We start from the raw sequence: 20,572 nt of genomic DNA on the forward strand, positions 1-20,572 counted from the left end.
ATCTTGCGGTCGCTGCGCAACCGAGCGGGAGCCCCCCCCCCCCCACGGAGTGTTCACCTCTGAACTGAGCGGTTTGAACAGGCATAAAAAAAGCACCCCGAAGGGTGCTTCTCTTGAGCCGAGCGGCTTAGCGCTTCAGCGAGGCCGGCAGGTGTGGCTGGATCGCCGTCAGCACAGCCTTGAAGCATTTGGTGTTGCCGGCAACGATGTGGCCTTTTTCAAGGAAGTCGTGGCCGCCGGTGAAGTCGCTGACCAAACCGCCGGCTTCCTGGATCAACAAGGCGCCTGCCGCCATGTCCCACTCGGACAGACCCGATTCCCAGAACGCATCGAAACGACCGGCAGCTACATAAGCCAGGTCCAGGCTCGCGGCGCCGGCGCGGCGGATGCCGGCGGTCTGGCCGACCAGGGCGCGGAACATGCCCAGGTAGTCGTCGAGGTTGTCCATCTGGTCATCACGGAACGGGAAACCGGTACCCAGCAGGGCGCCGTCCAGGCTGGTGCGGCCGCTGACGCGCAGGCGACGGCCGTTCAGTTGGGCGCCACGGCCACGGCTGGCGGTGAATTCTTCCTGGCGAACCGGATCCAGCACGACGGCGTGTTCCAGGCGGCCACGGTATTTGCAGGCGATGCTGACAGCGAAGTGAGGAATGCCGCGCAGGAAGTTGGTGGTGCCGTCCAGCGGATCGATGATCCACAGGTATTCTTCGCCTTCGATGCCGGTACCGGCGTGCATGCCGGTCTCTTCACCGAGGATGGAGTGGTTCGGGTAAGCCTTGCGCAGGGCGTCGACGATTTTCTGTTCGGCGGCGCGATCAACCTCGGACACGTAGTCCTTGGCATCTTTTTCATCGACCTTGATGGTATCCAGGCGCTCGATGGAGCGGAAGATCAGTTCACTGGCGCTGCGGGCGGCGCGCAGCGCGATATTCAGCATGGGCTGCATGGATGTGTCACCTAAGGTTGTTAAAGAAAGCCGCGCATTCTATCAGAAACTTTTCTCAGGAGAAGGTTGGTGTTCGCTTTCATAGCTTAACGGTAGGTGCTTAGGTAAGATTTGCTCCCTTTTATATGTTCGAGAGCGCCTCCCTTGTTGCAGAACATTCGTGTCGTCCTGGTCAATACCAGCCATCCGGGTAACATCGGCGGAGCTGCGCGGGCCATGAAGAACATGGGCCTGTCGCGGCTGGTGCTGGTCGAGCCGCGCTCGTTTCCCCATCACGAAGCCGACGCGCGGGCATCCGGCGCTGGTGACATCCTGACCAATGCCCAGGTCGTCGCTACCCTGGAAGACGCCCTGGTGGGTTGTAACCTGGTGCTCGGCACCAGCGCCCGCGACCGCCGTATCCCCTGGCCGCTGCTCGATCCTCGCGAATGCGGCACCAAGGTGGTCGAGGAAGCCGGGCAGGGCGCGGAAATCGCCTTGGTGTTCGGCCGTGAAGATTCCGGCCTCACCAATGAAGAGCTGCAGCGATGTCATTTTCACGTGCATATCCCCTCCGACCCCAGCTTCAGCTCGCTGAACCTTGGGGCGGCGGTGCAGGTGTTGAGCTATGAAGTGCGCATGGCCTGGCTGCAAGCCGAAGGCCAGCCGAGCAAGGTGGAAAAATTCGAGGCGACATCGCCGCGCAGTGAGACACTGGCGACCATGGACGAGCTTGAGCGATTTTATGAACACCTGGAGCAGACCCTGGTGGACATCGAATTCCTCGACCCGGACAAACCTCGGCACTTGATGGCGCGCCTGCGTCGGTTGTACGGACGAAGCTCGGTGAGCCGAGCGGAAATGAATATATTGCGCGGCATCCTCACGGAAACCCAGAAAGCGGCCCGTGGCGAGCTGATTAAGCGGAAGGAATAAAATGTTCGAACGTTTGCGTGAAGATATCCAGAGCGTCTTCCATCGTGACCCGGCGGCGCGCAATGCCTTTGAAGTGCTGACCTGCTACCCCGGCATGCACGCCATCTGGATCCATCGCCTGTCCGGTGCCTTGTGGAACATGGGCTGGAAATGGCTGGCGCGGCTGGTCTCGAACTTCGGGCGCTGGCTGACCGGCATCGAAATCCATCCGGGCGCCAAGGTCGGCCGGCGGTTCTTCATCGACCACGGGATGGGCATCGTCATCGGCGAGACCGCCGAGATCGGCGACGACGTCACGCTCTATCAGGGCGTGACCCTCGGCGGCACCAGCTGGAACAAAGGCAAGCGCCACCCGACCCTGGAAAACGGCGTTGTCGTCGGTGCTGGCGCCAAGGTGCTCGGCCCGTTTACCGTGGGCGCGGGGGCGAAAGTCGGCTCCAACGCCGTGGTCACCAAGGCCGTGCCGCCCGGCGCGACCGTGGTGGGTATTCCGGGGCGGATCATCGTCAAGCCGGACGAAGAGCAGGACGCCAGGCGCAAGGCCATGGCCGAGAAGATCGGCTTCGATGCCTATGGTGTCGGCGAAGACATGCCCGACCCGGTGGCGCGCGCCATCAACCAGTTGCTCGATCATCTGCAAGCGGTGGACGGGCGGCTGGAGGGAATGTGCGGCGCCCTGAAGGAGCTGGGGAGTGATTATTGTGCCAAGGATCTGCCGGAACTGCGCGAAGAGGATTTCGCGTGTGTGAAGGACAAGGATCAAAGCCAGGCTAGCTGAAGCCCTGGTGGCCCCTTCGCGAGCAGGCTCGCACCCACACTGGATCTGTGCTGCACCGCCAATCCCCTGTGGGAGCGAGCCTGCTCGCGAAGAACGATAACGCGGTACAGCTGGTCGTTAGGCGCCTACCTTTGCTATCATGCGCGCGCTCTTTTGCGGGTAAACCCGAGTAAAGCACTAGGTCTTATACTTGACTTAAATACTCGGGAATTGCATACTCGCCCCCATTCCGAACTTCGTGGTAATTGTCCATGCGACTGACTACAAAAGGCCGATACGCCGTGACCGCAATGCTCGATCTGGCATTGCATGCGCAGCACGGGCCGGTGTCCCTGGCCGATATCTCCGAACGCCAGGGCATCTCCCTGTCCTACCTCGAACAGCTGTTCGCCAAGCTGCGCCGCAGCAACCTGGTCTCCAGCGTTCGTGGCCCCGGTGGCGGCTACCAGCTGTCGCGCGAGATGCAAGGCATCCAGGTCGCCCAGGTGATCGATGCCGTGAACGAATCGGTCGATGCGACCAAATGCCAAGGGCTGGGCGACTGCCACGGCGGCGATACCTGCCTGACCCATCATCTGTGGTGCGACTTGAGCCTGCAGATTCACGAATTTCTGAGTGGTATCAGCTTGGCCGACCTTGTGACTCGCCGTGAGGTGCAAGAAGTAGCCCAGCGTCAGGACCAGCGCCGTTGCAATGGCAAGGCGCCGCACCTGGACAAGATTGAAGCGTCCGCCGTCGAATGACTGCCGCAGAGCACGCGGAACGCCAGCCAGCCTGATTTAGGAGAGAGTCCATGAAATTGCCGATTTACCTTGATTACTCTGCGACCACCCCGGTTGATCCGCGTGTCGCGCAAAAGATGAGTGAATGCCTGCTGGTCGACGGAAACTTCGGCAACCCGGCCTCGCGTTCCCACGTGTTTGGCTGGAAGGCCGAAGAGTCGGTCGAAAACGCCCGTCGCCAGGTCGCCGACCTGGTCAATGCCGACCCGCGCGAAATCGTCTGGACCTCCGGTGCCACCGAGTCCGACAACCTGGCAATCAAGGGTGTCGCGCATTTCTACCACACCAAGGGCAAGCACCTGATCACCTCCAAGATCGAGCACAAGGCTGTCCTGGACACCATGCGCCAACTGGAGCGTGAAGGCTTCGAAGTCACCTACATCGAGCCCGGTGAAGACGGCATCATCACCCCGGCCATGGTCGAAGCCGTACTGCGCGACGACACCATCCTGGTTTCGATCATGCACGTGAACAACGAAATCGGCACCGTCAACGACATCGCGGCCATCGGCGAACTGACCCGCTCCAAGGGCGTCCTGTTCCACGTCGACGGCGCGCAGTCCACCGGCAAGGTCGACATCGACCTGTCCAAGCTGAAAGTCGACCTGATGTCCTTCTCGGCCCACAAGACTTATGGCCCCAAAGGCATCGGCGCCCTGTACGTCAGCCGCAAGCCGCGTGTTCGCCTCGAAGCGACCATGCACGGTGGCGGTCACGAGCGTGGCATGCGTTCCGGTACCCTGGCGACGCACCAGATCGTCGGCATGGGCGAAGCCTTCCGCGTGGCCAAGGAAGACATGGCCGCCGAGAACGTCCGTATCAAGGCCTTGAGCGACCGTTTCTTCAAGCAGGTCGAGCACCTCGAAGAGCTCTACGTCAACGGCAGCATGACCGCCCGCGTTCCACACAACCTGAACCTCAGCTTCAACTACGTTGAAGGCGAGTCGCTGATCATGGCGCTCAAGGATCTGGCCGTGTCGTCCGGTTCGGCGTGCACCTCGGCGTCGCTGGAGCCTTCGTACGTGCTGCGTGCCCTGGGCCGCAACGACGAACTGGCTCACAGCTCGATCCGCTTCACCTTCGGCCGCTTCACCACCGAAGAAGAAATCGATTACGCCGCGCAGAAAGTCTGCGAGGCCGTTACCAAGCTGCGCGCTCTTTCGCCGCTGTGGGACATGTACAAAGACGGCGTCGACATTTCGAAAATCGAATGGGCGGCGCACTGAGAAGTCGCCACCAGAGCGGCTCCACTGATGAGGATTGAAGCAAATGGCATATAGCGAAAAGGTCATCGACCACTACGAGAACCCGCGCAACGTCGGCAAGATGGACGCGCAGGATCCTGACGTCGGCACCGGCATGGTCGGCGCCCCGGCGTGCGGCGACGTGATGCGCCTGCAGATCAAGGTCAACGAACAAGGCATCATCGAAGATGCCAAGTTCAAGACCTACGGCTGCGGCTCCGCCATCGCGTCCAGCTCCCTGGCCACCGAGTGGATGAAAGGCAAGACCCTCGACGAAGCCGAAACCATCAAGAACACTCAGTTGGCCGAAGAACTGGCCTTGCCGCCAGTGAAAATCCACTGCTCGGTACTCGCTGAAGACGCCATCAAGGCCGCCGTTCGCGACTACAGGCAGAAGAAAGGCTTGATCTGATCCGCGTTACGGTAAGGAGTTTCCATGGCTATCCAGATGACAGAAGCGGCAGCTAACCATATCCAGCGCTCACTTGCGGGGCGCGGCAAGGGCGAGGGTATCCGCCTGGGTGTTCGCACCACGGGTTGTTCCGGCCTCGCCTATGTACTGGAATTCGTCGACGAAGTGGGCGAAGACGACCAGGTGTTCGAAAGTCATGGTCAGAAAGTGATCATCGACCCGAAAAGCCTGACGTACCTGGACGGCACCGAGCTGGATTTCGTCAAGGAAGGGTTGAACGAAGGCTTCAAGTTCAACAACCCCAACGTGCGCGGTGAATGTGGCTGCGGCGAAAGCTTCAACATCTGAGGCTGCTCGTGGGTACTCCTTGTCATTTTGCGTTGTTCCAGTTGCAGCCTGCTTTCCAGCTGGACCTCGATCAGTTGTCCGCGCGTTATCTGGAACTGGCCCGGGGTGTCCACCCCGACCGCTTTGCCGATGCCTCCGAGGCTGAGCAGCGGCGGGCTCTCGAGCAGTCGGCGAACCTCAACGAGGCCTACCAGACGCTCAAGAGTCCGGCCAAGCGCGCGCGTTACCTGCTCGCCATCAGCGGTCATGAGCTGCCCCTGGAAGTCACGGTGCACGATCCCGAGTTCCTGTTGCAGCAGATGCAATGGCGCGAGGAGCTCGAAGACCTGCAGGACAGCGCCGACCTGGCGGGTGTCGCGGTCTTCAAGCGTCGCCTGAAAGACGCCCAGCAAGAACTCAACGAGAGCTTCGCAGCCTGCTGGAACGATGCTGCGCAACGCGAACAGGCCGAACGCCTGATGCGGCGCATGCAGTTCCTCGACAAGCTGACCTACGAAGTGCGCCAGCTGGAAGAGCGCCTCGACGATTAACCCAGTGCCGCTCCGGTCGCACGCCTGATTACAGATAAGTCCTGATTACGATGGCCCTACTGCAGATCGCCGAACCCGGCCAAAGTCCACAACCGCACCAGCGTCGCCTGGCTGTCGGGATTGACTTGGGTACCACCAATTCCCTGGTCGCTGCTTTGCGCAGCGGTCTTTCCGAGCCGCTGGCCGACGAGCAGGGGCGGGTGATCCTGCCGTCTGCCGTGCGCTACCACGCCGATCGCGTCGAAGTCGGCGAGTCGGCCAAGCTGGCCGCTGCCACCGATCCACTCAATACCATCGTATCGGTCAAGCGCTTGATGGGTCGTGGTCTGTCCGACGTCAAGCAATTGGGCGATCAGCTGCCGTACCGCTTCATCGGCGGCGAATCCCACATGCCGTTCATCGAGACCGTGCAGGGCCCGAAAAGCCCGGTAGAAGTCTCCGCCGACATCCTCAAGGTCCTGCGTCAGCGCGCCGAAGCCGCGTTGGGCGGTGAACTGGTGGGCGCGGTGATCACCGTTCCGGCCTATTTCGATGACGCCCAGCGCCAAGCCACCAAGGACGCGGCCAAGCTCGCCGGCCTCAACGTGCTGCGCCTGCTCAACGAGCCGACGGCCGCTGCCGTTGCGTACGGCCTGGACCAGCACGCCGAGGGCCTGGTCGCCATTTACGACTTGGGCGGCGGCACGTTTGATATTTCGATCCTGCGCCTGACCGGCGGTGTCTTCGAAGTCCTCGCCACCGGTGGCGACAGCGCCCTGGGCGGCGACGACTTCGATCACGCTATTGCCGGCTGGATCATCGAGCAGGCTGGCTTGTCCGCTGATCTCGATCCCGGTACCCAGCGCCATCTGCTGCAAACCGCCTGCGCCGCCAAGGAAGCCTTGACCGGCGCCGCCAGCGTTGAGGTCGCTTACGGCGAATGGAAAGCAACGCTGACCCGCGAAGCCTTCAATGCCCTGATCGAACCCATGGTCGCCCGCAGCCTCAAGGCCTGCCGCCGTGCCGTGCGTGATTCCGGCGTCGAGCTGGAAGATGTCAAGGCTGTGGTCATGGTCGGTGGTTCGACTCGCGTGCCTCGGGTTCGCGAAGCCGTTGCCGAAGCCTTTGGCCGCCAGCCGCTGACTGAAATCGACCCGGATCAGGTGGTCGCCATCGGCGCCGCGATCCAGGCCGATACCCTGGCCGGCAACAAACGCGACGGCGGCGAATTGCTGCTGCTCGACGTGATTCCGTTGTCCCTGGGCCTGGAAACCATGGGCGGCCTGATGGAGAAGGTGATCCCGCGCAACACCACCATCCCCGTCGCCCGCGCCCAGGATTTCACCACTTATAAAGACGGCCAGTCGGCCATGATGATTCACGTGCTGCAAGGCGAGCGTGAATTGATCAGCGACTGCCGCTCCCTGGCCCGCTTCGAATTGCGCGGCATCCCGGCCATGGTTGCCGGTGCGGCGAAAATCCGCGTGACCTTCCAGGTCGACGCCGATGGCTTGCTCAATGTTTCTGCCCGCGAACTGGGTTCGGGTGTGGAAGCGAGCATCCAGGTCAAGCCGTCCTATGGCCTGACCGACGGCGAAATCGCCAAGATGCTCAAGGATTCCTTCCAGCACGCCAGCGACGACAAGGTCGCCCGTGTGCTGCGCGAGCAGCAGGTAGACGCCCAGCGCTTGATCGAAGCCGTGCAGGCCGCCCTCGAAGCCGATGGCGAGCGCTTGCTCGACGCCGAGGAGCGCATGGTCATCGAAATGCAGATGCAAGAACTCTCCGAATTGATCAAGGGCACCGATGGTTATGCCATCGAACAGCAGACCAAGCGTCTGTCGCAAGTCACCGATGCCTTTGCTGCCCGCCGCCTGGACTCGACGGTGAAAGCCGCCCTGGCGGGGCGCAACCTGAATGAAATCGAGGAATAACTGATGCCGCAGGTGATTTTTCTGCCCCACGAGAAGTTCTGCCCGGACGGCATGGTCGTGGAAGCCGAGCCCGGAACGTCCATTCTTGACCTGGCCCACGAACACCACATCGAGATGGAAAGCGCCTGTGGCGGCGTTTGCGCTTGCACGACCTGCCACTGCATCATTCGTGAAGGTTTCGAGTCGCTGGAAGAGGCGGACGAGCTGGAAGAAGACTTTCTTGACCGCGCCTGGGGGCTTGAGCCGCAGTCGCGTCTGGGTTGCCAGGCCATCGTCGGCACTGAAGACCTGACCGTCGAAATCCCGAGATACTCACTTAACCATGCGGCCGAAGCGCCGCACTGATGGTGACACTGTCATGAGCTATGGTTGGAATGATGTACAACGCATCGCGGAAGAGTTGGCCGAAGCCCACGAGGGTCTCGATCCATACTCTGTAGGTTTCGTCCGTTTGCAGCAGATGATCCTGGAGCTGCCCGACTTCGATGCCACCTCTGGCCGAGTCGGCGAGAAGGTGTTGGAAGCGGTTCAGGAACTCTGGGCCGCTGAATTGGACTGATCGCCTCGCAGGTTAGGCAATACCCAAGAACCCGCGTATAATTCGCGGGTTTAATTTTTCGTAAATTACCGTTTCTGGAGTTACACCATGGCTGTTCAACGTACTTTCTCCATCATCAAGCCTGACGCCGTTGCTAAAAACGTGATCGGCAAGATCGTTACCCGCTTCGAAGACGCTGGCCTGCGCGTTGTAGCTTCGAAAATGAAGCAATTGTCCAAAGCCGAAGCCGAAGGCTTCTACGCTGAGCACAGCGAGCGCGGTTTCTTCGGTGAGCTGGTTGCCTTCATGACTTCCGGTCCGGTTGTCGTTCAGGTCCTGGAAGGCGAAAACGCCATCGCTCGCAACCGTGAGCTGATGGGCGCTACCAACCCTAAAGAAGCTGCTCCTGGCACCATCCGTGCTGACTTCGCTGAATCCATCGACGCCAACGCCGTCCACGGTTCGGACTCCGAAGCCGCCGCTGCTCGCGAAATCGCTTACTTTTTCTCCGCTACTGAAGTAACCACTCGCTAAGCCCAGGCTTTTGAGTGAAGGTGAATCCATGACTACATCGAACGGCAAAACCAACCTGTTGGGCCTGACCCAGCCGGAAATGGAGAAATTCTTCGACTCGATCGGGGAGAAGCGTTTCCGTGCCGGTCAGGTTATGAAATGGATTCACCACTTTGGCGTCGACGATTTCGACGCCATGACGAATGTCGGCAAGGCCCTGCGCGAAAAGCTCAAGGCCATTGCCGAGATTCGCGGCCCCGAAGTGGTCAGCGAGGACATCTCCAGCGACGGCACCCGTAAGTGGGTGGTGCGCGTGGCGTCCGGCAGCTGCGTCGAGACCGTCTACATTCCCCAGGGCAAGCGCGGCACCTTGTGCGTTTCGTCCCAGGCAGGCTGTGCCCTGGATTGCAGTTTCTGCTCCACCGGCAAGCAAGGCTTCAACAGCAACCTCACCGCCGCCGAAGTGATCGGCCAGGTGTGGATTGCCAACAAATCCTTTGGCAGCGTCCCGGCAACCGTCGACCGTGCCATCACCAACGTGGTGATGATGGGCATGGGTGAGCCGCTGCTGAACTTCGACAACGTCGTCGCCGCCATGCACCTGATGATGGACGACCTGGGCTACGGCATCTCCAAGCGCCGCGTGACCCTGTCCACCTCGGGCGTGGTGCCGATGATCGATGAGCTGGCCAAGCACATCGACGTCTCCCTGGCGTTGTCGCTGCACGCACCGAATGACGCATTACGTAACCAATTGGTGCCGATCAACAAGAAGTATCCGCTTAAGATGCTGCTGGAGTCGTGCCAGCGCTACATGTCGTCCCTGGGCGAAAAGCGCGTGCTGACCATCGAGTACACGTTGCTCAAGGACGTGAATGACAAGGTTGAACACGCGGTCGAGATGATCGAGCTGCTCAAGAACATCCCGTGCAAGATCAACCTGATCCCGTTCAACCCGTTCCCGCATTCCGGCTACGAGCGTCCGAGCAACAATGCGATTCGTCGGTTCCAGGATCAGCTCCACCACGCTGGCTTCAACGTCACCGTGCGCACCACCCGTGGCGAAGACATCGATGCCGCGTGTGGCCAATTGGTAGGACAGGTGCTGGATCGCACCCGTCGCAGCGAACGCTACATTGCCGTGCGCGAATTGAACGCCGCGGACGATGCAGTACAGAACGCTGCGAACAGTCACTAAGAGAGGAACTCTATGTCCCTGCGCTTTGCGCTGCTGTTGCTGTTGGCCGGCCTTTGTTCCGGTTGTGTTCTGTCGGGCGACTATAACCCGATGAAAACCAGCAAGGGCCGTGACGAAGCGCGCGAGGCCTATGTGCAGCTGGGCATTGGCTATCTGCAACAGGGCATGACCGAACGGGCCAAGGTACCGCTCAAGAAGGCCCTGGAGCTGGACAGCTCGGACGCCGATGCCAATGCGGCGCTGGCCCTGGTGTTCCAGGCCGAGATGGAGCCGGAGCTGGCCGATGAACACTTTCGCAAGGCGTTGTCCGCCCGCCCGCAAGATGCCCGGATCCTCAACAACTACGGCAGCTTCCTCTACGAGCAGGCACGCTACAGGGAAGCCTACGAGCGCTTCGAGCAAGCGGCCGCCGATACCCTTTACCCTGAGCGTTCGCGGGTGTTCGAGAACCTCGGCATGACCGCCGCAAAACTCGGCCAGCGTGACCTGGCCCGCCAGCAGCTCGAAAAGGCGCTGCGGCTCAACCGCCAGCAACCGCGCGCGTTGCTGGAAATGGCTGAGTTGTCTTACGAAGACAGGCATTATGTGCCCGCTCGCGACTATTACGAGCGGTTTAGCCTGCTCAGCGAGCAAAATGCACGTAGTCTATTGCTCGGCGTTCGGCTGGCGCATGTGTTTGAAGATCGTGACAAGGCCGCCAGTTATGGCCTGCAACTCAAAAGACTCTATCCCGGTACGCCGGAATATCAGCAATACCTGTCGGAGCAATGATGAAAGCGGCGCATCCCGAAGTTGTAGCAGCGACTCGCGTAAATCCCGGTGAGACCCTGCGTCAAGCCCGCGAAAGCAATGGTTGGTCGCTGGCCGAAGTGGCCCTCAAGCTCAATCTCACCGTGACTTCCCTGAGCAACCTGGAAGCCGGCGCGTTCGACAAATTGCCTGGGCATACTTTCGCTCGGGGCTACATCCGCGCCTATGCCAAGTTGCTTGGCATGGACCAGACCGTGCTGGTTCAGCAATTCGATCAATACACCGGTTCCGACGCCCAGGGCAGCAGTGTGCACAGCCTGGGCCGTATCGAGGAGCCAGTGCGCGTTTCCCATACCATTTTGCGTATCGTCAGCCTGTTGCTGCTGATCGCGGTGATCGGTGGCGGTTTCGTCTGGTGGCAGGATCAGGCTTCCTTGCGCAGCAAGGAGCCGGTTGCGATGAACCCTGAGCATGTCGAAGTCGAAGGCGCCGACGGCACCACCCAGATTCATCCGCTGGATGAGCCGGAAGACCAGGCGGTTGTCGACGGGCAGACCGAGGGTGAAACCGCCCTGGCATTGCCTCAAGGCCAGGACAGCGGCGAGACCGATGCCGCGGCGGGTGCCGAGCCTGGCGTGCCATCCGTTCCGGCGCCAGCCCCAACGCCTGCCGCACCGACGGCTCCAGCCCACGCCGGCACCGCGCCGACCACTCCGGCGGCTCCAGCCCCCGTTACGCCAGCGCCAACCGTGGCCGCTCCGGCAGCGCCAGCAACCCCGGTGGCCCCGGCTCCTGCACCCGGTGATGGCCAGGTACAAATCCAGTTCACCGCCGACTGCTGGACGCAAATCACCGACGGCAACGGCAAGGTGCTGTTCAGCGGCCTCAAGCGCAAAGGCGACAGCACGGCCGTCAATGGCAGGCCGCCGTTTGCCGTACGCCTGGGTTATGCCCGTGGCGCGCAGGTCAGCTACAACGGCCAGCCAGTCGACATCGCTCCGTTCACCAGTGGCGAGACCGCTCGCCTGAAGTTGGGTCAATAAGTCATGCACGGCGAATCTCCAATCAAGCGTCGCGAATCCCGGAAGATCTGGGTCGGTAACGTGCCCGTGGGCGGCGATGCGCCAATCGCTGTGCAGAGCATGACCAACAGCGACACCAATGACGTGGCCGCCACGGTCGCGCAAATCAATCGTCTTGAAGCCGCCGGCGTCGACATCGTGCGCGTCTCCGTGCCGGACATGGACGCCGCCGAGGCGTTCGGCAAGATCAAGCAACTGGTCAAGGTGCCGTTGGTGGCCGACATTCACTTCGACTACCGCATCGCCTTGCGCGTGGCCGAGCTGGGCGTCGACTGCCTGCGCATCAACCCGGGCAACATCGGTCGCGAAGATCGCGTGCGCGCGGTGGTGGATGCGGCCCGTGACCGGGGCATTCCGATCCGCATCGGCGTTAACGCCGGTTCCCTGGAAAAAGACCTGCAGAAGAAGTACGGCGAACCGACTCCGGCCGCGCTGGTGGAATCGGCGCTGCGCCATGTCGAGCACCTCGAACGCCTGAATTTCCCCGACTTCAAGGTCAGCGTGAAGGCCTCCGACGTGTTCATGGCCGTCGAAGCCTACCGCCTGCTGGCCAAGGAAATCGTCCAGCCGTTGCACCTGGGCATCACCGAAGCCGGTGGGTTGCGCTCGGGTACGGTGAAATCTGCCGTCGGCCTCGGTATGCTGCTCGCCGAAGGGATTGGCGATACCATCCGCATCTCGTTGGCGGCGGACCCGGTCGAGGAAGTGAAAGTCGGCTACGACATCCTCAAATCCCTGCACCTGCGTTCCCGAGGGATCAACTTCATCGCCTGCCCGAGCTGCTCGCGGCAGAACTTCGATGTGGTCAAGACCATGAACGAGCTGGAAGGGCGCCTTGAAGACCTGCTGGTGCCGCTGGATGTCGCGGTGATCGGTTGCGTGGTCAACGGGCCCGGCGAAGCCAAGGAGGCCCATATCGGCCTGACGGGCGGCACGCCGAACCTGATTTACATCGACGGCAAGCCGTCGCAGAAACTGACGAATGACAATCTGGTGGATGAGCTGGAAAGGCTGATCCGCCAGAAAGCGGCCGAAAAGGTCGAAGCCGACGCAGCGGTCATCGCGCGCGGTTAAGTCGCAAGATTAAGGAATACACGTGAGCAAGTCTCTGCAAGCCATTCGTGGCATGAACGACATCCTGCCCGAGCAGACGCCCCTGTGGCGCTATTTCGAGGGCACCGTCGCGCGCCTGCTGGATAACTACGGTTACCGGCAGATCCGCATGCCCATCGTCGAGTTCACCGAGCTGTTCAAACGCTCCATCGGTGAAGTGACCGACATCGTCGAAAAAGAGATGTACACCTTCGACGACCGCAACGGCGATTCCCTGACCCTGCGCCCCGAAGGCACGGCAGCGTGCGTACGCGCGGTGCTTGAGCACGGCATCACCGGCGGCGGCCAGGTGCAGAAACTCTGGTACATCGGCCCGATGTTCCGCCACGAGCGTCCGCAGAAAGGCCGCTATCGCCAGTTTCACCAGATCGGCCTCGAAGTGTTCAATCTGGAAGGTCCGGACATCGACGCCGAGCTGATCGTGATGACCTGGCGCCTGTGGGGCGAGCTGGGTCTGCGTGATGCGGTCAAGCTCGAGCTCAACAGCCTGGGTACCAGCGAATCCCGTGGCCGCTACCGCGAGGCGTTGGTGGCATTTTTGTCCGCTCATGTCGACAAGCTCGACGAAGACAGCCAGCGCCGCCTGAAGACCAACCCGCTGCGTGTGCTCGATACCAAGCACCCGGAGACCCAGGCGATCCTGGTGGACGCGCCGAAAATGGCCGACTACCTCGACGACGAATCCCGCGCGCATTTCGAGGGGCTGAAGGCACGTCTGGACGCCGTCGGCATTCCTTACGTGATCAACCCCAAGTTGGTCCGTGGCCTGGATTACTACAGCAAGACCGTCTTCGAATGGGTCACCGACAAGCTCGGCGCCCAGGGCACCGTATGTGCCGGTGGCCGCTATGACGGGCTGGTGGAGCAAATGGGCGGCAAGCCGACCCCGGGCGTGGGTTTTGCCATGGGCATCGAGCGCCTGGTGCTGATGCTTGAAGCGCTGGACAAGGTGCCGGAAGAGCTGGCCCGCCAGGTCGATGTGTACCTGTGCGCCTTTGGCGAGGCCGCCGAACTGGCCGCCCTGGCCCTGAGCGAGCGAGTGCGTGATCAGTTGCCCAACCTGCGCCTGCAGATCAACGCCGGCGCCGGCAGCTTCAAGAGCCAGTTCAAGAAGGCCGACAAGAGCGGTGCGCTGTATGCATTGATTCTCGGTGACGACGAACTGGCCCAACAAGTGGTAGGTTTCAAACCCCTGCGTGGCCAGGGCGAACAACAAAGTATTGCCTGGGATGCGCTTGCTGCACACCTGGCCACCTGCGTCGTGCAGGGTTGAAGCTGTCAAACAGCCGATTTAGCGATTAAGGAGTATTGGGGTGTCGAGTACCGAAGATGAACAGCTGGCGGATTTGAAGGACTGGTGGACGCGCAATGGCAAGCCGCTGGTCACTGGCGGCCTGTTGGCGCTGGTCATCGTGTTCGGCTGGCAGGCCTACCAGAAATACCAGAGCAACCAGTCCCAAGGTGCCTCGGTGCTTTACCAGCAATTGCTGGAAACCACTCTGACCCCGGACGGTAAGCCTGACGCGGCGCGCGTGGCAGATCTGGCCGGAAAGCTCAACAAAGAGTTTGGTGGCACCGCTTACGCCCAATACGGCAGCCTGTTCGTGGCCAAGGTCGCGGTCGACAGCGGCAAGCTGGACGACGCGGTCGCCGAGCTGAAAGCCATCGTCGACAAACCGGCCAACCCGACCCTGGGCGAAGTCGCGCGTCAGCGCCTGGCGCAGGTGCTGGCGGCACAGAACAAGGCCGAAGACGCGCTGAAGCTGCTCGACGGCGACGCCGACAAGGCGTTCCTGGCGACCCGCGAAGAACTCAAGGGCGACCTGCTGGTACAGCTGGGCCGTGCCAATGAGGCCCATGCGGCCTACCAAAAAGCCAAGGCTGCGCTGTCGGATGAAGCCGCAGTCGGTGGCCTGCAAATCAAGCTGGACGACCTGGCCAAAGGGGATGCGTGACGTGATCCGTTGGAAACATGCAGCATTGCTGGCCCTGGCCATTCTGGCCGCGGGTTGCAGCAGCAACAGCAAGAAAGAACTGCCTCCGGCCGAACTGACCGATTTCAAAGAAGAAGTCGTGCTGCAGAAGCAATGGAGCCGCTCCATCGGTGACGGCCAGGGTGAAACCTACAACATGCTGGTGCCGGCCATCGACGGCGACACCATTTATGCCGGCGACGTGACTGGCGTCGTCATGGCCATGGATCGCATGAGCGGTGACGTCAAATGGGAACAGGATCTTGAACTGCCTGTGTCCGGCGCCGTTGGCGTGGGTTACGGGCTGGTCATGATCGGCACGCTCAAGGGCGAGATCGTCGCCCTGGACGCGAGCAGCGGTGAAGAGAGATGGCGCGCCCGCGTGACCAGCGAAGTGCTCGCGCCGCCCGCTACCAACGGTGACGTGGTGGTGGTGCAGACCCAGGACGACCGCCTGATTGGCCTGGATGCCGCCACCGGCAACCAGCGCTGGTTGTACGACAGCACTCCGGCGGTACTGACCCTGCGTGGCACCAGCGCGCCGATCGTCACCAACCGCCTCGCGGTGGCTGGCTTGTCGACCGGTAAAGTCGTGGCCCTGGATATTTCCAACGGCGTCCCGGTCTGGGAGCAGCGCGTAGCGATCCCGCAAGGTCGTTCTGAGCTGGAGCGTGTGGTCGACATCGACGGCGGCCTGCTGCTGTCCGGCGGTACGCTGTACGTCGCCAGTTATCAGGGCCGCGTTGCGGCGCTGGACCTGGAAAGCGGGCGTCCGTTGTGGCAGCGCGATGCGTCGAGCTACGCCGGTGTCGCCCAAGGTTTCGGCAGCGTCTACGTGAGCCTGTCCTCGGGCACCGTCGAAGGCGTTGACGAGCGTTCCACCACCGCATTGTGGAGCAACGATTCCCTGGCCCGTCGCCAATTGTCGGCCCCGGAAGTGTTCTCCAGCTACGTCGCAGTGGGTGACCTGGAAGGTTACCTGCACCTGCTCAGCCAGGTCGACGGTCGTTTCGTCGGTCGTGAGCGCATCGACAGCGACGGCCTGCGTGCCCGTCCGCTGGTGGTGGGTAACATGATCTATGTGTATGGCAACAGCGGCAAACTGGAAGCCCTGACCATCAAGTAAGACTATGCTTGGGTTAATTCCCAAGCGGCTTCACCTTTGTAGGAGCGAGCCTGCTCGCGAATGCGCTGGTCCAGCGGCCTGTATGTCGACTGACCCACTGCTTTCGCGAGCAGGCTCGCTCCCACAAGGTGGCCCCCGAGCACCAGCCGCTGCCTCGCAGCGGCTTTTGTATTTTCTGAAATAACGAAGTGGAGAGCCGCATGGTTCCCGTAATCGCCCTGGTGGGCCGACCGAACGTCGGCAAGTCCACCTTGTTCAACCGCCTGACCAGGACTCGTGACGCCATCGTTGGTGACTTGTCCGGTCTGACCCGTGATCGCCAATACGGTGAGGCCAAGTGGCAAGGGCGTACCTATATTCTGGTCGACACCGGCGGCATCTCCGGTGATGAACACGGCATGGACGAAAAAATGGCCGAGCAGTCGCTGCTCGCCATCGAAGAAGCCGATGTGGTGCTGTTCCTGGTAGACGCCAAGGCTGGTTTTACCGCCGCCGACCAGATGATCGCCGAGCATTTGCGCAAACGTAACAAGCGTTCCTATGTGGTCGCCAACAAGGTCGACAATATCGACCCGGACATGGCCCGCGCCGAGTTCGCGCCGTTGGGCATGGGCCAGGCGATCCCGATCGCCGGTGCCCACGGTCGCGGTATCACCCAGATGTTGGAAATCGCCCTGGCTGATTTCCCCAAGGATGACGAAGACGAGCCGGAAGAGGGCGAGGAAGAAGTCGTTGCCGAGGGCGAGGAAGCCAAGCGCATTCCGGGTCCGAGCGAAAAGGACGGGATCAAGATCGCGATCATCGGCCGCCCGAACGTCGGCAAGTCGACGCTGGTCAACCGCATGCTCGGTGAAGACCGGGTCATCGTCTACGACCAGCCCGGCACCACCCGTGACAGCATCTATATTCCCTTCGAGCGTAACGAAGAGAAGTACACGCTGATCGACACGGCCGGTGTGCGCAAGCGCGGCAAGATCCACGAAGAAGTCGAAAAGTTCTCCGTGGTCAAAACCCTGCAGGCGATCAAAGACGCCAACGTGGTGATCTTCGTGATGGACGCCCGCGAAGGCGTGGTTGATCACGATTTGAACCTGCTGGGCTTCGCCCTGGAAGCCGGTCGCGCGCTGGTCATCGCGATCAACAAGTGGGACGGCATGACGCCGAGCGAGCGCGATTACGTCAAGGTCGAACTGCAGCGTCGGCTGTTCTTCGTCGACTTTGCCGACATCCACTTCATCTCGGCCCTGCACGGTACCGGCGTGGGCAACCTCTACGCCTCGGTGCAGAACTCGTTCAAGTCGGCGGTCACCCGCTGGCCGACCAACCGCCTGACCCAGATCCTTGAAGACGCGGTCGGCGAGCATGCGCCACCGATGGTCAACAACCGCCGGATCAAGCTGCGCTACGCCCACTTGGGCGGTGCCAACCCACCGATCATCGTGATCCACGGTAACCAGATCGAGAAGGTGCCCAAGTCCTACGTTCGTTACCTGGAGAACACTTATCGTCGCGTGCTCAAGCTGGTCGGCACGCCGATCCGCATCGAGTTCAAAGGCGGCGAGAACCCGTACGAAGGCAACAAGAACACGCTCACCGACCGCCAGGTCAACAAAAAACGCCGCTTGATGTCGCACCACAAAAAGGCCGACAAGAAGCGCCGCGACAAGCGCTGATCCTGGCTTCTCAGGACTGCCTTTGTGGCGAGGGAGCTTGCTCCCGCTGGGCTGCGCAGCAGCCCCCTGCGTTTTGTCTGGATGCACCGCTGTGGCGGATACATCTTGGGGCTGCTTCGCAACCCAGCGGGAGCAAGCTCCCTCGCCACGGATGTTCGGCGGCAATTGAAGAGGGTGCCCACGGGCACCCTTTTTCATGCCTGGCGATTGGGCTATCCTCGAGCTCTCCCGCGCCGCACCAGAGCCGGGTGCAGACCCAGGGAACCCTCGATGATCACCAGCAAGTTGCCGAATGTCGGCATCACGATTTTCACCCAGATGTCCCAGCTCGCCGCTCAGACCGGTGCGCTGAACCTGTCCCAGGGCTTTCCCGATTTCGATGGCCCGCAGGCCCTGCGCGATGCGGTGGGCCGGCATATCGCCCAAGGCCACAATCAATATTCGCCAATGACCGGCCTGCCAGCCCTGCGCCAGCAGATCGCGGCAAAGATCGCCCGCAGCTATGGCGAAAGTGTCGATGCCGATCAAGAGGTCACTGTGACGCCCGGCGCGACCCAGGCGATTTTCTGCGCCATCGCGGCGGTGGTTAACAGCGGCGACGAAGTGATCGTCTTCGACCCAGCCTACGATAGCTATGAACCGTCCGTGCAACTGGCAGGCGGGCGTTGCGTGCATGTGCAACTGGGCCTGGACGATTTTGCCATCGACTTTGAAAAGCTCGGCGAAGCCCTGAGCCCGCGCACGCGAATGATCATCCTCAACACGCCGCACAACCCCAGCGGCGCCTTGATCAGCCGCGCCGAGCTGGACCAGTTGGCGGCCTTGATCCGCGACCGCGATATTTATCTGATCAGTGATGAAGTCTACGAACATTTGGTGTTCGACGGCGTGTCCCACGTCAGCGTGCTGGCCCATGAAGAGTTATATCGCCGCGCCTTTGTGGTCAGTTCGTTCGGCAAGACCTACCACGTCACCGGCTGGAAGACCGGCTACGTCGTCGCGCCACCAGCCCTGACGGCGGAGCTGCGCAAGGTGCACCAGTACGTCAGCTTCTGTGGCGTGACGCCGTTGCAGTACGCATTGGCCGACTACATGGCCGAGCATCCGGAGCACGTCGATGAGCTGCCGGACTTCTACCAGGCCAAACGCGATCTGTTCTGCGATCTGCTGGCGCCGTCGCGCTTCAGTTTCAAGCGCGTCGCGGGTACTTATTTCCAGTTGGTGGATTATTCGCAGATCCGCCCGGACCTCAACGATGTCGACATGGCGGTGTGGATGACCCGCGAACACGGCGTGGCGACCATCCCGATCTCGGTTTTCTACCAGAACCCGCCGCAGGGCCAGCGCCTGGTGCGCCTGTGCTTTGCCAAGCGCGAGGAGACGCTGCGTGAAGCGGCGGAAAAACTATGCGTGATCTGAGTGCGCTGCCGAACCTGAACATTGCCTTGATCCAGACCACGCTGGCCTGGCATGACCGCCGGGCCAACCTGGAACATTTCGACGCGCTGCTCGAACAGGCGCGCGGGGCGGACCTGATCATCCTGCCGGAAATGTTCACCAGCGGTTTTTCCATGGAGGCCGCGACCCTGGCCGAGCCGGAAAACGGCCCCGCCAGCCAGTGGCTCAAGGCCCAAGCGGCGAAGCTCGATGCGGTGATCACCGGCAGCGTGATCATCCAGGCCGCCGACGGCAGCCATCGCAATCGCTTGCTGTGGGCGCGTCCGGATGGCGAGGTGCTGCATTACGACAAGCGTCATCTGTTTCGCATGGCCGGCGAGCACAACCATTACACACCGGGTGACCAGCAGGTGTTGTTCGAGCTCAAGGGCTGGCGGGTGCGTCCGCTGATCTGCTACGACCTGCGCTTCCCGGCGTGGAGCCGCGATGCCGAGGACACCGACCTGTTGCTGTACACCGCCAATTGGCCGGGCGCCCGGCGCCAGCACTGGAACCGGCTGCTGCCGGCACGGGCCATCGAAAATCTCTGCTATGTGGCGGCGGTGAACCGGATCGGCACCGACGGCAAGGGCTTCGCGTATACCGGTGACAGTCAGGTGCTGGACTTCCAGGGCGAGACGCTGCTCAGTGCCGGCGAGGCCGACGGCGTGTTCACGGTGTGCCTGAGCGCGGCGGACCTGGCGGCGTATCGCACACGCTTCCCGGCGAACCTGGACGCGGATCGCTTCGAATTCGTATATTGAAACGATTCAGCCCTAAAGGAATGGTATTGCACGCCGATAACGGGTCAGCCAAGGAGGAGTCCCTATGACCAGTATCAGCGCAACGACCGTAAACCCTTATCCACTTTCAGCGCCAAAAGTCTCCATCCGCGGGGCCGAGGAAGAAAAAGCGGTCAGTCCAGTGACATCGACTGAGACCGGCGAGGATAAGGACAAGAAACTGAAGGTCGACACCAGCGGCGCGAACATCGCCGGTGTGGGCGGCAGCAGTGGCAGCAATGTCATCGAGCAACTGAAGAAGCAGATCGAGCGGACCGAGAAATTGCTGGCCGAACAGCAGGCCCAACTGGCCAGGGTTCAGAAAAGCCAGGCCGACCAGGAGCAGAAAGCCCAGGAGGTCATGGCGATACAGACCCAGATCATGGCGACCCAGGCCACATTGCAGACTCTGCAGGCCGCGCTGTTGCAGGCGATGACGGTTTCGATTGATACCCATGCCTGAGTTTGGTGTTGTCTGACGGACCGCTTTCGCGAGCAGGCTCGCTCCCACAATATGTG

At 61.6% G+C, this 20,572-nt stretch carries 23 protein-coding genes; 22 read left to right on the forward strand and 1 reads right to left on the reverse strand.

Annotated elements, in window-relative coordinates:
- Nucleotides 1–127: 127 nt before the first annotated feature.
- Nucleotides 128–946 carry a type III secretion system regulator SuhB gene (gene suhB, locus ACE04F_RS07075; RefSeq protein WP_486105580.1) on the reverse strand — a complete coding sequence of 273 codons (819 nt, stop codon included), beginning with the start codon at nt 944–946 and terminating at the stop codon, nt 128–130.
- A 144-nt stretch (nt 947–1,090) separates the two neighbouring features.
- Between suhB and trmJ the strand changes: the two genes are divergently transcribed.
- From trmJ to ACE04F_RS07185, 22 genes are all read left to right on the forward strand, one after another.
- Nucleotides 1,091–1,861 (forward strand): tRNA (cytosine(32)/uridine(32)-2'-O)-methyltransferase TrmJ, encoded by a 771-nt coding sequence (trmJ, locus tag ACE04F_RS07080; protein ID WP_486105581.1) that lies wholly within the window; start codon nt 1,091–1,093, stop codon nt 1,859–1,861.
- Between the two features lies 1 nt (nt 1,862).
- Nucleotides 1,863–2,639, forward strand: coding sequence for a serine O-acetyltransferase (cysE, locus tag ACE04F_RS07085; protein ID WP_305498982.1), 777 nt, complete (start codon nt 1,863–1,865; stop codon nt 2,637–2,639).
- A 251-nt stretch (nt 2,640–2,890) separates the two neighbouring features.
- A complete protein-coding gene (iscR, locus tag ACE04F_RS07090) occupies nt 2,891–3,382 on the forward strand; it encodes a Fe-S cluster assembly transcriptional regulator IscR (RefSeq protein ID WP_030139599.1) in 492 nt (163 codons plus the stop codon).
- Nucleotides 3,383–3,432: 50 nt separating this feature from the next.
- Nucleotides 3,433–4,647: an IscS subfamily cysteine desulfurase gene (locus tag ACE04F_RS07095; RefSeq protein ID WP_434571968.1), complete on the forward strand. Its 1,215-nt coding sequence runs from the start codon at nt 3,433–3,435 to the stop codon at nt 4,645–4,647.
- A 43-nt stretch (nt 4,648–4,690) separates the two neighbouring features.
- Nucleotides 4,691–5,077: a Fe-S cluster assembly scaffold IscU gene (gene iscU / locus ACE04F_RS07100; RefSeq protein WP_486105582.1), complete on the forward strand. Its 387-nt coding sequence runs from the start codon at nt 4,691–4,693 to the stop codon at nt 5,075–5,077.
- A gap of 24 nt (nt 5,078–5,101) precedes the next feature.
- Entirely contained in the window at nt 5,102–5,425 is a 324-nt protein-coding gene (gene iscA, locus ACE04F_RS07105; protein ID WP_003185155.1) for an iron-sulfur cluster assembly protein IscA, read from the forward strand.
- Nucleotides 5,426–5,433: 8 nt separating this feature from the next.
- A complete protein-coding gene (gene hscB, locus ACE04F_RS07110) occupies nt 5,434–5,955 on the forward strand; it encodes a co-chaperone HscB (protein ID WP_305498984.1) in 522 nt (173 codons plus the stop codon).
- A 50-nt stretch (nt 5,956–6,005) separates the two neighbouring features.
- Nucleotides 6,006–7,868: a Fe-S protein assembly chaperone HscA gene (hscA, locus tag ACE04F_RS07115; RefSeq protein ID WP_486105583.1), complete on the forward strand. Its 1,863-nt coding sequence runs from the start codon at nt 6,006–6,008 to the stop codon at nt 7,866–7,868.
- A 3-nt stretch (nt 7,869–7,871) separates the two neighbouring features.
- Nucleotides 7,872–8,213 (forward strand): ISC system 2Fe-2S type ferredoxin, encoded by a 342-nt coding sequence (gene fdx / locus ACE04F_RS07120; protein ID WP_434571971.1) that lies wholly within the window; start codon nt 7,872–7,874, stop codon nt 8,211–8,213.
- Nucleotides 8,214–8,226: 13 nt separating this feature from the next.
- Nucleotides 8,227–8,427 (forward strand): Fe-S cluster assembly protein IscX, encoded by a 201-nt coding sequence (gene iscX, locus ACE04F_RS07125; protein WP_016773328.1) that lies wholly within the window; start codon nt 8,227–8,229, stop codon nt 8,425–8,427.
- An 87-nt stretch (nt 8,428–8,514) separates the two neighbouring features.
- Entirely contained in the window at nt 8,515–8,940 is a 426-nt protein-coding gene (ndk, locus tag ACE04F_RS07130) for a nucleoside-diphosphate kinase (protein WP_030139592.1), read from the forward strand.
- Nucleotides 8,941–8,968: 28 nt separating this feature from the next.
- Nucleotides 8,969–10,117, forward strand: coding sequence for a dual-specificity RNA methyltransferase RlmN (rlmN, locus tag ACE04F_RS07135; protein ID WP_486105584.1), 1,149 nt, complete (start codon nt 8,969–8,971; stop codon nt 10,115–10,117).
- A gap of 12 nt (nt 10,118–10,129) precedes the next feature.
- The gene (gene pilW, locus ACE04F_RS07140; RefSeq protein ID WP_486105585.1) at nt 10,130–10,888 is read left to right on the forward strand and encodes a type IV pilus biogenesis/stability protein PilW; all 759 of its coding nucleotides are present in this window, start codon (nt 10,130–10,132) and stop codon (nt 10,886–10,888) included.
- The gene (locus ACE04F_RS07145) at nt 10,888–11,910 is read left to right on the forward strand and encodes a RodZ domain-containing protein (protein WP_486105586.1); all 1,023 of its coding nucleotides are present in this window, start codon (nt 10,888–10,890) and stop codon (nt 11,908–11,910) included. Before pilW ends, ACE04F_RS07145 begins: the two co-directional genes overlap by 1 nt.
- 3 nt (nt 11,911–11,913) lie before the next feature.
- A complete protein-coding gene (gene ispG / locus ACE04F_RS07150) occupies nt 11,914–13,023 on the forward strand; it encodes a flavodoxin-dependent (E)-4-hydroxy-3-methylbut-2-enyl-diphosphate synthase (RefSeq protein ID WP_434558534.1) in 1,110 nt (369 codons plus the stop codon).
- Between the two features lie 22 nt (nt 13,024–13,045).
- Complete coding sequence (gene hisS / locus ACE04F_RS07155) at nt 13,046–14,335, forward strand: histidine--tRNA ligase (RefSeq protein ID WP_486105587.1); 1,290 nt, start codon at nt 13,046–13,048, stop codon at nt 14,333–14,335.
- Nucleotides 14,336–14,375: 40 nt separating this feature from the next.
- On the forward strand, nt 14,376–15,017 hold the full coding sequence (locus tag ACE04F_RS07160; protein WP_486105588.1) for a YfgM family protein: 642 nt from the start codon (nt 14,376–14,378) through the stop codon (nt 15,015–15,017).
- The gene (bamB, locus tag ACE04F_RS07165; protein WP_486105589.1) at nt 15,010–16,161 is read left to right on the forward strand and encodes an outer membrane protein assembly factor BamB; all 1,152 of its coding nucleotides are present in this window, start codon (nt 15,010–15,012) and stop codon (nt 16,159–16,161) included. The genes ACE04F_RS07160 and bamB overlap by 8 nt, the downstream gene beginning before the upstream one ends.
- A gap of 200 nt (nt 16,162–16,361) precedes the next feature.
- Entirely contained in the window at nt 16,362–17,834 is a 1,473-nt protein-coding gene (gene der, locus ACE04F_RS07170) for a ribosome biogenesis GTPase Der (RefSeq protein ID WP_434571979.1), read from the forward strand.
- A gap of 270 nt (nt 17,835–18,104) precedes the next feature.
- Complete coding sequence (locus tag ACE04F_RS07175) at nt 18,105–19,253, forward strand: pyridoxal phosphate-dependent aminotransferase (protein ID WP_486105590.1); 1,149 nt, start codon at nt 18,105–18,107, stop codon at nt 19,251–19,253.
- Nucleotides 19,241–20,035 carry an amidohydrolase gene (locus ACE04F_RS07180; RefSeq protein WP_486105591.1) on the forward strand — a complete coding sequence of 265 codons (795 nt, stop codon included), beginning with the start codon at nt 19,241–19,243 and terminating at the stop codon, nt 20,033–20,035. Before ACE04F_RS07175 ends, ACE04F_RS07180 begins: the two co-directional genes overlap by 13 nt.
- Nucleotides 20,036–20,099: 64 nt before the next feature.
- Complete coding sequence (locus tag ACE04F_RS07185; RefSeq protein WP_486105592.1) at nt 20,100–20,516, forward strand: hypothetical protein; 417 nt, start codon at nt 20,100–20,102, stop codon at nt 20,514–20,516.
- Nucleotides 20,517–20,572 lie beyond the last annotated feature (56 nt).

The sequence above is a fragment of the Pseudomonas sp. AGC41 genome (genome assembly GCF_057334555.1).